We start from the raw sequence: 14,715 nt of genomic DNA on the forward strand, positions 1-14,715 counted from the left end.
GAGGTAACTACATTCATTTTGAGATGTGTCCTTTTGATGTGTCTTTGATGTGCCCTAATTGGGTATATAATAATTCCAGCCCGTTTTATTATCAATGGTAGCATTACATCCGAAGCGAAGAACGACAAGGAACGGCAAAACGTTTTTTGGTTTCAAGGTTTAATGCGGTAAGTTGGTGACCCCATGTACAGCCAGTATCCAATGCGTGACAGTAGGGTGCATTGCATTGGCCATTAAGTGCAGCCCAATGGCCGAATAAGATATCAATTCTTTCTTTTTCAGGATGGCGCCAATCGAACCACGGTTGGAATTGTTCTCTATTTATGCTTGTCTTACCGCTTGCTTTTAAATCCAGCTCCCCCTTTTCGTCGCAAAAACGCATCCGCGTGAATGCATTGGTGATGTATCGGAGTCGTTCCTGTCCTTTAAGGTCATCATCCCATTGGAAGGGTTCATCTCCAAATAAATTCTTTAAAAATTCTTTAAAATAAGGTCCTTGTAAAGTAAGCGATACTTCATTGGCGCGCTCGAGATTTTCCTCGATAGACCATTGTGGAGGAAGTCCGGCGTGCACTAAAAGAGCATGATGATTTTTTTCGTAATGAACTAAGGGGCGACCTCGTAACCATTCTAAGAGTTCCATTTTATCAGGGGCGCGCAAGATGCTGTGCAGGGTATGTTCATAAGAATCTTCAAACATAAGCTCGTAGCCTAGAATTAATAAAAATAAATCGTGATTTCCAAGAACTATTAATGGCGAAGAAAGAGATTTGATAAAACGCAATACTTTAAGGGAATGAGGACCGCGATTAACCAGATCGCCCACAAAGCCTAATCGATCCTGAGAAGGATCAAACTGGATTAGAGCTAATAATTCCTTTAATTCGCGGTAGCATCCCTGCACGTCGCCAATAATATACGTACTCATTCGTCTTTACGCTAATAAATTTCTTCGCGAATTGGTGAAATTTCGTTCGTTATATGAAAATAAAGTTGTGTGGCCGTGTTGTGGAATAGAGCTTGAAAAAAAGGAATTTTGACAGTGTAATCACGATAATGCTTTACCCCAAATTCCTGATTAAGCACAGTCCATAGGTTGGCGGTACCATCGACAATTCCCAGTTGCGTGGCTTCTTTGCCCGTCCAAAAATCACCTGAAAATAGTTCCTCACGACTCCCCCGTAATCGACTTCCTCGACCAGCAATAACTGTATTAATAAAATTTTGATGAACTTGTTCAAGTACCATTTTGACTTTAATAACATCTTGAGAATCTAAAGGTTCAAAGGGATCCAAACGATCTTTATGAGTGCCTGCTGTAAACAAGCGTCTCGTCATTCCCACTTTCTTTAAGGTATCTACAAATCCGAATCCTCCCATAATTACGCCAATTGAGCCGGTAAGAGTGTCGTTATTAACGTAGATTTTATCGGCCGCCGTAGATACTAGGTAAGCACCCGAAGCAAGTTCATCTTCTCCTAGGACCACAACCTTTTTATGGTATTCTTTTTTTAATTCAAGAATTTTGTCATGGATGATGGAAGCTTGAACAGGACTACCTCCGGGGGAATTGATTACCAAAATAACCCCTTTGGAGTTTTTATCAGAAAACGCGTTCACTAAATTAGGCAGAATTTGATAGACTGAAAAAGAGGTATTCGACATAATTGGTCCATTTAAGCGCATTAGGGAAACATAGGGAGTGTCGCTTTTTCTGGCTTCTAATTCCGAAGTTGAGGGAGCAAAAATTAAGATAATTAGGAGTAACAAAATAAACATCCAGCCTGCGAAGCGAATATTTCGCCATCGTTGCTCCGAGCGACGATCTTTAAGAATAGCTTTAATCAATGTGTTTTCAAGCGACTTATCATTCATGAAATTAGCCCATAAGGTCTATAAGGTCTATTGTCTATAAGGTCTATTTATTTATATATAAGGTCTATTTATTTATAGTAGGGTACGAGAAAGGGATCTTCAACGCAATAAAAAATCGGAGCGTTGGAAATAGTTCCCTAAAATCGGTAAGCTATTTTCAATGTCAATGCATATAAAAAGGGGACATAAATTGACGGCGGGAATAAAAACAGCTTACCATACCAAGCATAATACTGGAGTTCCAGCCATTAAGCGTTCCATAAATACCTGATTGATGCTAATACCGAAGGTAGGAGAGATGTGTCCACTAACGAATCATGACAATGAATAACGCGGCGCCTCCTGCATTGGCGAACGCACGAAAGCAGGAGTGCCCTAACTGAACCATGAATTTTTCAAACCATAAATTTTCCAACAAAATTATATGTGTAAGTGAAAGATCGCATGGGAGATGTAAGGCCGTAACGGAAGTTATAAATGTTACTATCTTCGAAATAAACCGTGGTATTAGAAAAACGGGTATAATTAAGTTCAAAACCAGAATGTACCGAATTTCATAATCAAATGAAACCATATTAAGAAACCCCGATCACCGGCAGCAATTGGTGCTGAAGTGGTAATCATTACCATGTCATCTTTTGTTCCTTCGGCGACCAATTGGCTCCAATTGGTACTCCCGTAATCTAGGCTAACATCCAAGTAGAAGTGATGAGCATGCTAGAGAGAAGGAAAATCGTTAAATTTGGAATGATTAGCAACTGTAGTTCTTGCAGTTCTTGCAGTCCTATTTATTAAGGAAGTTGAAAGGCTAACTAAAACAGCTACTAAAACAGCTAATTTTTTGCATATTATTATCTATCGTTAATTCTATCGTTAATCACAAAAAAGTCCAGCAATTTTTAAAAACTCGCTGGGACTTCCATTTTTTTAACTGGGTTGAGAAGAGCATGTACTGAAATATTTATGCCAATACTTTTAAATCGGTGGAACATTCTGCGGGGGTTCCCCTACTGGTGATCCATATTTCTGGCATATCTGCTCATAAGAACAGCCTTCATTAAGCATGGCTTGTAAACGCATCGTTTGATATGTTGAGGCTGCAATTACCTACACCTCGAGACTGATACCTAATATCAACTGATGAGTGAAACACTTGCAAAAACTAGGATTACTTGGGGTTTTGCATTTTCCTTGACTTAAATTCAGAGAATTTTTTATTAGTTAGTTAAAGGGGTTGGTAAAAAGCTATCCCGGAAAATAACAAGATGCTGAGAGCAAAAGCAATAATACTCGATAAAATTAATTTTTTCATTTTCAAGCTCCTTTTCAAGCTCCTTTTTTAGTTAGATGAAATGAATTGAAGTTAAAAGAATAGGTGAAATAAAGAAAAAGGAACAAAGACAGATAATTGAAGCGATAGTTGCCCTATAAAATTCTCTATAATTCCATATCCGTTAACTATCGCACCGTATAATACGTAATACGTGAAAATTAGAAATAAATCATCTATTTTTAAGCTAGCCTTCTCTTTACTACTTAAAAAATTTAATGCTATTCGTTTAGAACGAACAACAAGAACGTCACACATTTAGCTACATGGAGAATGGCATTAGCCCGAGAGCCTTAATAATTTATCGATATCATGATGTCCATGAGTTCCTGCAATAAATAAGATCAATATTTAATTTTTCAGCAAGTTCCATTACGGTGTGTTTTAAAATACCCGAAAGGGTATATTGCCTTTCAGGCAGAATGTTAACTTCCTTACAAAATTCTGCCAGAGCTTTGGGGGCTTGGGCTTCAATAGTTTGTTCAAGATCGATATTAATTGGGTTGGGATAGAAAATTTATCACCATAAGCAGCTGTCGAATGTTCAATTACGTGGACGACGTTCAACGTAACTTGACTCCGTTCAGAAAATTTCCGCTGCACGTCGCATTACTTGTTTGCTGCGATGGGAAAGGTCGATGTCGGGCCAGTATATGTTTTATAGTTTATAGAGGAGATTCCTTATCATTCAGCTATCTAGCTGTCCTGGAGTGAATTACTAATTTTAACAAAATCCTCTACCGTTAGTTCTTGTGGGCGTGATTGAAAATTAATACCTATTATATGCCATTTCCATTTTTCATTGGGTATTAATTTCTTAAGCGCATTGGAGATTGTTTTTCGGCGGTAAGTAAATGCCTCTTTGACAACTGCGCTGAATTGGTTCAAATCCTTTATAGTTTCGGTTGCCGTTTTTCGGGGAATCAAGCGTACAAAAGCTGATTCTACCTTGGGAGGAGGAGTAAAAGCGTTAGGAGGAACGTTAAACAACAAAGTATTATCACAAAAAAACCGAGTCATGAGACTTAAGCGACTATAATTAGGACTTCCTACCGGAGCCGTTAATCGCAACACAACTTCTTTTTGAAGCATAAAATGCATATCTTCAATAAACTCTATTTGAGCAAATAAATGGAAAAGTAATGGGGTCGAAATGTTGTAGGGTAAATTACCTACAATACGGAGTGAGTTATTTTCGGTTTCTAAGGTTGAGAGATCAAATTGTAATGCATCCAATTGATAAATCTTCAAGTTTTCTAAGAGAGCGTATTTATTTTGTAACGAAACTGCTAGATCTCGATCGATTTCCACCAGAATTAATTTAGCGTATTCGTTGATTAAAAAATCGGTTAAGGCACCTTGACCGGGTCCAATTTCTATTATTGTGTCTTTTTTTTGAGGATGAATAGCGGAAATGATTTTCTGCAAAATAATGGGATCTTTAAGAAAATGTTGACCAAAACGCTTACGTGGCAGATGAAATCCGTTCATGCGTTCTTTGCTGCTAATTTAATTGCTGTAATTAAGCTTTTTTCATAGGCCAATCCGGTTCCTGCGAGGTCAAATGCGGTTCCATGGTCTACAGAAGTACGTACATAAGGCAAACCCAATGTCATGTTTACAACAGAGCCGAATTTTAAAGCTTTAATTGGTCCTAATCCTTGATCATGATACATTGCTAAAATAGCATCGCAACTTTCAATTGTCCGAGGTGTAAATGCAGTGTCGGCCGGGATGGGACCTATAAGTGAGAAACCCTCTTGGTTAAGAGCTTTAACAACAGGAATAATTGTTGATAATTCCTCTTTTCCTAAATGTCCATGCTCGCCTGCATGAGGGTTTACTCCACAGAGAGTAATAGTAGGTTTTTTAATTGAAAAATATTTTTTAAGACCTGCGTGCAGAAGGCGAATACATTTTTCTAAGGGTAATTTTTCAATTAAAGCAGAAACTTGAGATAATGGAACATGCGTCGTATATAAAGCTACTTTTAAGGCATCTGCTACAAAGAGCATTACAGTTTGTTCCACCTTTGCATGCGCCGCTAACCATTCGGTGTGACCAGTAAAAGGAATACCGGCATCATTTATGACTGTTTTGCTTACCGGCCCTGTTACTAGAGCTTTGTAATTTCCATTTAAACAACCCTCCGCAGCAACCCGAAGTGTTTCTAAAACATATTGCGCATTAGCGGGAGTCGGTTTTCCTATTATAGATCGAACTATCAACGGAATATGATGTATTGTCAAATTATTGGGAATTTCAAGACCAAGTACTTTTGCTCTTTCCATCAATAAAGTGTGATCGGCAATGACAACAAGAGGTATTGAAAGCTTATGTTTCGCCAGCTGGATTACAATATCCGGCCCAATTCCTGCAGGTTCTCCAGGTGTAATAACGATAGGGGTCATCAGGAATTAATGTAAATACGAACGTAAGAGGAACGACGCAATTGCTCCAACCATTGTTGCAAGGCTTTTTCAAATTTTTGTTGACAAACGGCCTGTTGATTTTGCTGATTATTAGCCCTATCTTGATTTTCTTTACCTAGTAATTTAATGAGATGGAATCCATTGGGAGCTTGTATCGGCCCCACTACATCGTTAGGTTTCATTTTGCTGATGGGGTTCACAAAGACTTGAGGAAGATCACTACTTGACCGCCATCCAAGATCGCTACTGCCTGGGTGAGCAGACATGGTAGATTCAAAACTTAATCCTTTACGAAGTTGTTTTAAAACTAAAAAGGCTTTGCCCTTTGCATGATTGATTTGAGCTTGAGTAGCACCCTCCGGCACCCGAATTAATATGGTAGCCACATGATAACGAGCAGAAGCAATTCGTGCTGGATGTTGTTTTTGAAAAGTTACGAGGTCCGATTTGCTAATAGTGATATTATTCGCCATCATTTGCTGTTGCAATTTGGAAATGAGCAATTGTTTGCGTATTTGGTTACGAAATTCCCGATAAGAAATACCTTGTTGATTAAGTTTTTCTTTGAGAGCCGATTGAGATAGCTGATTTTGAGCTGCTATTCTAGAGATGATTGCATTTATTTCTTCGTCGCTGGCTTTGATTTTATTTCGTTTAGACAACTGTAATTGCAATTTTTGATAAATCAATTGATCTATCACGTGTTTTCGAAATACTTTTTCATCGGGCATAGGAATGTGATGCTGAGTAAGTTGTTGTTTTGCGCCGGCTAAGGCGTGATTGAATTCACTTTGAGTAATAATTTCGTTATTGACTACCGCAGCAATTTGATCTAGCGGTTCCTCCTGCGTAGCGTTAAGTTCAGGAAGGGGGGGATTGTTGTGCCATGCTGGTAGTACTTATCGCAAGCAGAGATATTGCCATTAAACGGATTATTGTTTTAAACATCATTTACCTCATATCATTGGGAAGATCATATATCGTGTTAAATAACGATTGTCCTACAATAGGAGCGTTTCCAAAATCACCCAGCCCTTTCAACTCGAGCTGAATAAAATAGGTCGTATCGTAACTATTTTTAAGGCCGCTAACTGGGTCAACGATTAAGCCTGTATAAGTTCGGCGTGTAATAAAATTCAGTGCCCAGCAACACGTGTTGTATTGTACACCAACAGCGGCGACGTCGGTATGATGACGAGTGAAATCGTAGCCCCAATAGGTCCTGGCAGACCATCGGGCAGAAAGAGGCCACTGTACAGAAAGATAACTGACACTGGTGTTAGTGCTATAAATACTGCTGGGCAGGCTAATGATACTGGGGCCTACAATAGATTGACCGTTACCATGCACGAAAATATAGCCTAGGCTGACTTTACGTCTTTCATTAGCATAGCTTATTACTGTAGAAGAGTTATTGGTTTGGCGAAGGTTAGGATTCCATGCCATGTTGGTGGTTAGGGACCAGTGAAGAAAAGGATAATAAACGAGTTCGCCGACAATGGGTGAGAAATGAAAATTAAGAGGTGTGCATCCTGCAGGAAGGCAAACACGTTGATTTTCAATTAAATACATGAAACCGAGATTGGCGGTTAGGAGTGGAGCTCCGGTAATGCTATCAAAAATACGAGAGGTAAGCCCAAAGCTTACTTGATTAGCATTTTGCAGACGATCGTCGCCAGTATATTGATTCAATCCAAATAATTGCTCAAAAGCAAAAGGTAATAAGACGGTATCAAAATTAGGTAATTTATCTTGATTTTGATAAGAGACATACAAATAAAAGAAACGAGGCTCAAGCGTTTGGGTAAGGTTGCGTCCCCAGGAACTAAAATCTCGATTGAAGTAAAGCCCCGAATCAATATCAAAAATGGGCAATAAGCGACCGGCAGTTTGTATCTGACCGGGTTGAAAATGTTCGACATTATAGGCTGTTGCATCAACCCATATCTGAGGAGTGATATAGCCAGATGCAAAATAAAAAGGAAAGCTTAAACTGGGTCGCATATGGAAACGTTGCCCGATGGGTTTATCAAGTGTGAAATCGCTTTGATAACTGAAATTGATTGCTTCCGCATTAAAATTAAAGTCCATGTGTGGCGTAATATCCGGATAATATCCATCAACATTGAAGTCAGGCAGCCGAGCGTATTGATCAAGCGCAGGGGCCGAAATTTGTGAAATTAGATGGAGTGTCTGATAGGCTTGAAGCATGCCATTAAAGTGCCAATGTAATCTGCTGTACTGCAAATCAATTTGATTTAAAAGTTGATTAGAGAGGGAATTTGCATTCATTTGGCCACCTAAATCCTGGAAAAAATAAGGGTCTGTAACGTAATTTAAAATAATATTGGATGACCATTCGAAGTTAAAAGCCGTATGCTCGTTCATTGAAAAAAGGCCGCGCTGATTTTTCATATTTTTTAATTGATCAAGATAGGGCGCATAGCTGGGATTGTTAGCATAATAAGGATTAGAAAATTTGCTTAAAGTTTCTTCCCGAAACTGCTGGAAGACTGTATCGTCAGGGAGATAGCTCACATACATGTCGCCGCTACTTATGGCGCTTAAAAAGCGAAAAATTGCGTACATATTGAGACCGCGCTTGGTCATAAGTTGAGGCGTTAAGGTAAGGTCATAGTTGGGTGCCATGTTCCAGTAAAAAGGAAGAGAAAAAATCCCGCCTGCACTAACGCTAAGACCAATGCGAGGAGTTAAAAATCCCGTCTTTCGATAATTATCGATAGGAAAGTTATAGTAAGGAAAATAAAAAACAGGAAAACCATAAAACCGCAATAACGCGTTGTAGGCTTCTCCTTGGTGTGTCTGTTTATTTAACACTAATGTCGTGGCACTAAGCCACCACGCAGGGCTAGTGGGATCGCAAGTGCTGTAGGTAGCTTGCCGTAAGGTCATTACTTGGGATGCATCTCGGGTTGCCTGTTTTGCTGTTCCCCAAGCATTGAAGGGATAATTAAATTGCGGAATATAAGATTTATCATTATAGCTTCGATAGGCCAAATTTTTTAAGACCGCTGTCTTGGGGTAAAGTGTTAATTTCCCTTTATCCGCAACAATTAATTTACCGGCTTCGCGCAAACGAACATGCCCAACGAGAACAATTTTGTTAACCCGGCTAGTTTTTTCGTCTCGATATATATAGGCTTTATCAGCATTGACAATACGACCTGGCTGAGTAACAACCACGTCTTTCTGAAAAATAGATATTCCCTTAGCTGTTACAGTGGAAGAACCTCTAGCTGTAATTATGGTGGGCTCTTTTTTCACTGCAGCGGGGTGTGGAAATTCGCTTACTATCAGGGGTTCTTCAAAATAACCGTGACAAAAAAGGCAGATTCCCTCAGTAGGAATCCATCCGAGGATATTTGCAATGTGTTGTTGGAAGCCATAGCGAGACCAGCCTTCCGGTAAGGTTTCAGAAATGAGAAGTTGTTTTGATGAAGAAATTTTAGTAGCTTTGCTTGCTGTTACAGCAACACCAAGTTGCCGAAAAAAAAGCAAAGTTAGAATAAAAAAACTAAAATAAATAAATTTCTTAACTTCACTGTAAGAATTTCTTTCTAATTTTAAAGTTGTTGGAGAATGGTAACCTCTTAAATACCATTTGACCATGGTTAATAGTGAAATGAGTGTGATTATGGCAGAAAGTGTTCCTGACAAACGATTTCAAGACCTCTGTGCATGGTTGAATAAACATATGGGAATACCTATTCCAGCGAATTTCCCTTTTAGCAGGCGATATAAGTTTTCGTCGTTATTTTTGAGTGGTATTATCCTCAAGGCGACTTATATAATCATACAATCATAGATGCGCCACTTAAAAAGGAATCTTGTGAATCCTTCGTTTGCAATTGCCAAGTCATTTGAAAAATTAGGTTTAAATGTTGCTCGAATTTATAGTAACAATAAAGAAAGGGTTTTTTGTTATTAACACATTTTGGAGGTGAATTGTATGTGGATGCTCTTAATACCGAAACGGCGAATAACTTAAATATCAACGTATTTTTGATGATTTACTATTTATTCAATCTTGTCGAGAAACAGAAAATTTTTCTTTGCATCAGTATACGTTCTGATCTTTATTCCCGTGAAATGAGGTTGTTTCCCGATTGGTATTTTAAAAAATATATTTTAAAAGATATTTAAAAACTTCATTGTCTTCATTCTTTTTAAAAGAAAAAAATATTTTAGCAACTATTTTTTTAATTGTTAATTGGGTTTGATTTATCGCAGCTCCAAGTATGTGTACATCGGGATTACCATTTCGCGTATAATTTAATGGTTATGGCCGGACCAGCATCAGCCGAGAATTTTAGATTTTTAGGATGCGCGTTTGGGGCCTGTAACTTATAATTTACTCTTTTTATTTAGGAGATTGTTATATCGATTGGCCGGCCCGAGCAAGTTGAGCGATGGGTATTACAGTTTCATCGTCAAGTCTGCGAAGAAGGGGTATTAAAAGATCGAAATCCAGAACAATTTTTGCGCTTGTTTGATTGGATCGGTTTACAACGGCATTTAATTGGCCTTTTTGCTCTATTGAATGAACGAGATCAGAAACCAAATTATTTGCAATATATTCCAAGAGTGATACGGTATGCGGAAATCGTGTGCGGACGCTATTCCGAGTTGAAAGAACTAAAGCCCTTGTTTCAGAAGCAGTGGTTAGATTGAATTGACGAGAGGCATCATCAGTCCTAGATAAAGAGAGATTAATATAAGCAATGATATTGGCATTAGCAGCGGGCCACGATTCTCGGTTGAAACCTTTAACAAATAGTATTCCTAAGCCTTTATTATCTGTTGGTACTGAGAGGTTAATAGAACATAATTTGAAAATGTTAAGCGTGGCGAATATTCACGAAGTGGTCATTAATATTTTTCATCATGCTAATAAAATTATGGATTGCTTAGGTAATGGCGAACGTTACGGAGTAACAATTTATTACCCTTATGAACCAAATCCTTTAGGAACAGGCCGTGGTATTTTTTTCAAGCCTTACCATTATTAGGAAACGAACCGTTTATTGTCGTAAGTGCCGATATCTGGTGTGATTTTTCATTGGATTAAAACTTCCTAAATTCTAAGGCGGAAGTGCATCTTTTTTTAGAAAATCCCGATTACCCTCCGGAAGGGGATTATGCATTGACGCCAGAAGGCAAAGTTGTTTTTGATGTACCTAAGCTGACCTATGCGAATATTGCTAAGCTCCAATCCGAAATTATTTGCTAATTGCCAACGCGATCCCCCTCTCAATTATTTACTGAGGCTATTTCTCGACAGGGCCGCTAGCGGAGAACTCTCTATCAGGGGAAATGGTTCAATGTAGAAACTTACAGGAGAATTAGAACGATTAAGAAAAGCGATTGGTTAGCCATTTTCCAATTGCTTTGATTTCCTCATAACATACCTGATGACCGATCGGATACTCATGCCATTCTACAGGATAACCTAGTTGATTCAAGAGTTGGAAAGTTTGTTTTCCTAAAGTGAGAGGAAGAACGGGATCTGAGTCCCCATGAGCGATAAAAATGGGTATTTGTTGATTAATAACATCACTCACTTCTGCTGCCAATTGGTCCGCGAGAGGAAGATAAGTCGATAGAGCAATGACACCCGCGAGTGGTTTTGAATACCGAAGGCTAGTATAAAGAGCCATCGCGCCACCTTGAGAAAACCCAGCGAGAACGATACGATGACTTGGAATACCCTCAGTAACTTCTTTTTCAATTAAATGATTAATGGATCGTTGGGTCTGAGCTATACCTTCTTCGTCTTCACGTGTGAGATCAACGAGACTATAAATGTCATACCAAGCGCGCATTTGCATCATGGCATTTATTGTGATTGGTCTTATAGGAGCGTGGGGAAATATAAAACGAAGGTGAAGATCTTGTGGCAAGGCTAACTGGGGTATAATATCAGAAAAATCATGCCCATCAGCGCCTAACCCGTGCAACCAAATCACACTGCCTACGGCCGCTTTAGTGGGAGGTATCGTAATGCTTTCCATCGTAATGCTTTCCAAAGAATTATTCATATCCATTTACTAATTACTAATATATATTATATATTATTTCAATTATGAAAAAAATCATCCTTATTTGTGCTTCTTTAATCCTCACTGGTTGCGGAGCTCGAGGGCCTTTATATTTACCACAAAAAACTGACTCAACCCAACAGTCGAAAGATAGCCAAAATCGACTAAGTCCCACATTCGTAGGGAATCGCTAATACGATGAAAATTAATTTCACAAAGATGCATGGATTGGGCAATGATTTTGTGGTGATCGATGCTACGAAACAGCCTTTTCAAATGACGACTTCTCAAATCCAAAAAATGGCAAATCGTCGCTTAGGGGTGGGGTTTGATCAATTATTAGTTATTGAACCTCCTAAAGACCCTACCGTTGATTTTCATTTCTGTATTTTTAATGCGGACGGAAGCGAGGTAAGTCAGTGTGGAAACGGTGCTCGTTGTATTGCTCGATATATTCGTGCCAATCAACTTACAGAGCGAGATGAATTGCGGGTTTCTACCCTGAAGGATATTTTGGAACTCAAAATCCAATCAGACGATAAAGTCTCAGTTAAAATGGGGGTTCCTCGATTCGATCCTGCTAACATTCCCTTTATAGCACCTAAAACTGCCAATTTTTATGACCTGGAAATCGATAATCAAAAGATAAAATTAGGTGTAGTCAATATTGGAAATCCACATGCGATAATTCCAGTAAATACTATCGATGCGCTACAAGTATCGAAGCTCAGTCCCCAATTAAGCATTCACGAGTGTTTTCCGGAAGGTACGAACGTGGGGTTCATGCAAGTTATTAATGCACAAAACATTCGCTTGCGGGTATATGAACGCGGCGCCGGAGAAACCCTAGCTTCTGGTAGCGGCGCTTGTGCAGCAGTGGCGGTAGGTCGGCGCTCAGGTTTGTTACAGGAACGTGTTGTTGTTAATCAGCCCGGCGGAAGCCTTATCGTTGATTGGCAAGGTCCTTTAACTCCGGTCATCATGACAGGTCCAACAGCCACCGTTTTTTGTGGTGAGTGGTCGGATTAGCTTGCTATAGTATCCTTAATTGAATATTAAGAATTCCGGCAACCAATTTTCGAACAAAAATTAGCTTGTGTGTTTTACGGTTTGGTATAGAATGTGTGAACTTTTAAGGCCCTTGGAGGAGGTGGCAATGGCAGTACCAAAAGCAACTACTACGAAAATGAAGACTGCAGTTGTAGATTTTTTACCTTATAAGTTAAAAAAGGGTGAAGAATATATGAATGAAAAGCAAAAACATCATTTCCGTAAAATTCTGCTTCAATGGAAAAAACAACTTATGGAAGAGGTCGATTCTACAGTGGGTCATTTAAAGGAAGAAGCGAACGTCTATGCTGATCCGTTAGATCGTGCTAGCCAGGAAGAAGGGTTTAATTTAGAACTACGAACCCGCGATCGTGAACGCAAGCTTATTAAAAAAATTGAGCAATCCTTAGATTCAATTGAAGAAGGTGAGTACGGGTATTGTGAAGATTGCGGTGCAGAAATTGGTATTCGACGCTTAGAAGCACGTCCTACTGCGAGTAAGTGCATAGACTGTAAGACTTTTGAAGAGATCCGAGAAAAACAGTCCGGTGGATAAACTTTTTATTCGTAACCTCAAAATATCTGCCCAGGTTGGTGTTTTGCCACACGAAAAAACCTCGTCGCAGAGAATTGCTCTCGATGTTGTTTTGGGTATCGACAGCAAACAAGCCTGTAGGTCCGATGATCTTAATTCCACTATTGATTATGCAAGGGTCCGAAGTAGCTTAATTGAATTTTTTAGCAATCGACGATTTAACTTAGTCGAAACGTTGGCGAATCGTTGTGCCGATTTTCTTTTTTCTCAATTTCCCATACATTGGCTTCGGTTGAGTATTATAAAATTGTCGGTGTTTGATGATGCCGATGGTGCTGGAATAAGCATTGAGCGTATGCGAGAAACTATCTCTGCGGATCAAACTCTCTAAGATAAACAGCTTTGCTTTGAAATCTAAAGGGCTATAAAGACAGCTCTTTCCTATGGTATTATTTTTCAGCCGAAGGGGAGTTTTGTTACCTAAATCCCCTCAAAGAGAGGAAACATTTACTCCAAGAGAGGAGACATTTAATAGTTAGTGACGTTCTTAGTGAGTATATGGTGTTAATCATAGATCGGCTTTGTTAGAGATTCGAGAAAAGCTAGTATTCAATGCTAATTTGATATCCTCGGATCTTCGCAGTTTATTGACGCGTAAGGCAGTCAATGAGGTCATCCTATTATTTACTTATCTACGTGTAATCGCACTGAAATTTATACCGCGGCAGAGGAGGATTACCACTATCCTTAAATAGTTATCGAACCAATCAATCCCAATTAGCAAATACCGATATAGTATCCGTTTGCTACAGTTATCGAGATTTAGAAGTGGTTAAGCATCTTATTCGGGTCGATAGTAGTTTGGATTCCATGATTGTGTGGAAGGAAGTCCCGCAGATATTTGGTCAGATGAAACAAGCTTTCAGATGAAACAAGCTTACGGAGTTTCCTGTCAGGAAGGTGTGCGGTAGGCCCAGAATTAAAGCACTTATTTTTTTGCTGTTTTTGCTGCGAGTAAGCGCATCCGTAATCAAACGGGAATGGGATGAAGCCAACCCCGGGTTTCTTTAGCGTACGTAGTGGTGCAATTAGCTAAGCGAATTTTTTCTCGAATCGCGGATTGCTAAGTATTGTTAATTGGTGTTGGTGAAACAAATTGAGTTGCTTTGTTCGCATCTGCAAAGGCAGGAGGTATGCTGTTTTATTGCCAATCGAACCTTGGCCGCAGGCTCAACGATTGTCGGACGCTTACCAAGCTCAGGTGCTTTGCATAAGTGATATTCCTGCTTGTACGGAAAGTACGGACATTGTTATCAGTGCTACCGCTAGTGAACTCCCTTTAATAGGAAAGGGGAGAAGTTGAAAGAGCTTTGCGCCAACGTAAACACCGACCACCTATTTTTATCGCAGCTTTGGGGCTGTGCCCCGGGATAT

At 39.3% G+C, this 14,715-nt stretch carries 16 protein-coding genes; 9 read left to right on the forward strand and 7 right to left on the reverse strand.

Annotated elements, in window-relative coordinates:
• Positions 1-103: 103 nt before the first annotated feature.
• The 6 genes from MRH55_RS02310 to MRH55_RS02335 form a co-directional block, all read right to left on the reverse strand.
• The gene (locus MRH55_RS02310) at positions 104-928 is read right to left on the reverse strand and encodes a symmetrical bis(5'-nucleosyl)-tetraphosphatase (RefSeq protein WP_304985856.1); all 825 of its coding nucleotides are present in this window, start codon (positions 926-928) and stop codon (positions 104-106) included.
• Between the two features lie 11 nt (positions 929-939).
• Positions 940-1,875, reverse strand: a complete 936-nt coding sequence (locus tag MRH55_RS02315; protein WP_304985857.1) for a S49 family peptidase — start codon at positions 1,873-1,875, stop codon at positions 940-942.
• 2,026 nt (positions 1,876-3,901) lie between these two features.
• Positions 3,902-4,696, reverse strand: a complete 795-nt coding sequence (rsmA, locus tag MRH55_RS02320; RefSeq protein ID WP_304985858.1) for a 16S rRNA (adenine(1518)-N(6)/adenine(1519)-N(6))-dimethyltransferase RsmA — start codon at positions 4,694-4,696, stop codon at positions 3,902-3,904.
• The gene (gene pdxA, locus MRH55_RS02325; protein WP_304985859.1) at positions 4,693-5,616 is read right to left on the reverse strand and encodes a 4-hydroxythreonine-4-phosphate dehydrogenase PdxA; all 924 of its coding nucleotides are present in this window, start codon (positions 5,614-5,616) and stop codon (positions 4,693-4,695) included. Before pdxA ends, rsmA begins: the two co-directional genes overlap by 4 nt.
• On the reverse strand, positions 5,616-6,464 hold the full coding sequence (locus MRH55_RS02330) for a SurA N-terminal domain-containing protein (RefSeq protein ID WP_369421478.1): 849 nt from the start codon (positions 6,462-6,464) through the stop codon (positions 5,616-5,618). Before MRH55_RS02330 ends, pdxA begins: the two co-directional genes overlap by 1 nt.
• Positions 6,465-6,588: 124 nt before the next feature.
• A complete protein-coding gene (locus MRH55_RS02335) occupies positions 6,589-9,315 on the reverse strand; it encodes an LPS-assembly protein LptD (RefSeq protein WP_304985860.1) in 2,727 nt (908 codons plus the stop codon).
• A gap of 261 nt (positions 9,316-9,576) precedes the next feature.
• Between MRH55_RS02335 and MRH55_RS02340 the strand changes: the two genes are divergently transcribed.
• The 3 genes from MRH55_RS02340 (at position 9,577) to MRH55_RS02350 (ending at position 10,888) form a co-directional block, all read left to right on the forward strand.
• Entirely contained in the window at positions 9,577-9,801 is a 225-nt protein-coding gene (locus MRH55_RS02340) for a hypothetical protein (protein WP_304985861.1), read from the forward strand.
• A 578-nt stretch (positions 9,802-10,379) separates the two neighbouring features.
• Positions 10,380-10,667, forward strand: coding sequence for a nucleotidyltransferase family protein (locus MRH55_RS02345; protein WP_304985862.1), 288 nt, complete (start codon positions 10,380-10,382; stop codon positions 10,665-10,667).
• An 83-nt stretch (positions 10,668-10,750) separates the two neighbouring features.
• Positions 10,751-10,888 (forward strand): hypothetical protein, encoded by a 138-nt coding sequence (locus MRH55_RS02350; protein ID WP_304985863.1) that lies wholly within the window; start codon positions 10,751-10,753, stop codon positions 10,886-10,888.
• A 121-nt stretch (positions 10,889-11,009) separates the two neighbouring features.
• Here the strand turns inward: MRH55_RS02350 and MRH55_RS02355 are convergent, their stop codons facing one another.
• The gene (locus MRH55_RS02355) at positions 11,010-11,702 is read right to left on the reverse strand and encodes an alpha/beta hydrolase (RefSeq protein ID WP_304985864.1); all 693 of its coding nucleotides are present in this window, start codon (positions 11,700-11,702) and stop codon (positions 11,010-11,012) included.
• Between the two features lie 38 nt (positions 11,703-11,740).
• Here MRH55_RS02355 and lptM point away from each other — a divergent pair, with 38 nt between their 5' ends.
• The 6 genes from lptM (at position 11,741) to MRH55_RS02390 (ending at position 14,644) form a co-directional block, all read left to right on the forward strand.
• Complete coding sequence (lptM, locus tag MRH55_RS02360) at positions 11,741-11,890, forward strand: LPS translocon maturation chaperone LptM (RefSeq protein WP_304985865.1); 150 nt, start codon at positions 11,741-11,743, stop codon at positions 11,888-11,890.
• 4 nt (positions 11,891-11,894) lie between these two features.
• On the forward strand, positions 11,895-12,725 hold the full coding sequence (gene dapF, locus MRH55_RS02365) for a diaminopimelate epimerase (RefSeq protein ID WP_304985866.1): 831 nt from the start codon (positions 11,895-11,897) through the stop codon (positions 12,723-12,725).
• Between the two features lie 127 nt (positions 12,726-12,852).
• Positions 12,853-13,302, forward strand: coding sequence for an RNA polymerase-binding protein DksA (gene dksA, locus MRH55_RS02370; protein WP_304985867.1), 450 nt, complete (start codon positions 12,853-12,855; stop codon positions 13,300-13,302).
• 43 nt (positions 13,303-13,345) lie between these two features.
• A complete protein-coding gene (locus MRH55_RS02375; RefSeq protein WP_304985868.1) occupies positions 13,346-13,672 on the forward strand; it encodes a dihydroneopterin aldolase in 327 nt (108 codons plus the stop codon).
• A gap of 401 nt (positions 13,673-14,073) precedes the next feature.
• The gene (locus MRH55_RS02385) at positions 14,074-14,211 is read left to right on the forward strand and encodes a hypothetical protein (protein ID WP_369421480.1); all 138 of its coding nucleotides are present in this window, start codon (positions 14,074-14,076) and stop codon (positions 14,209-14,211) included.
• A 274-nt stretch (positions 14,212-14,485) separates the two neighbouring features.
• Positions 14,486-14,644, forward strand: coding sequence for a hypothetical protein (locus MRH55_RS02390; protein WP_304985870.1), 159 nt, complete (start codon positions 14,486-14,488; stop codon positions 14,642-14,644).
• Positions 14,645-14,715 lie beyond the last annotated feature (71 nt).

The organism is Coxiella-like endosymbiont, from assembly GCF_030643785.1.
In the GTDB taxonomy this organism is placed as follows: Bacteria; Pseudomonadota; Gammaproteobacteria; order Coxiellales; family Coxiellaceae; genus Coxiella.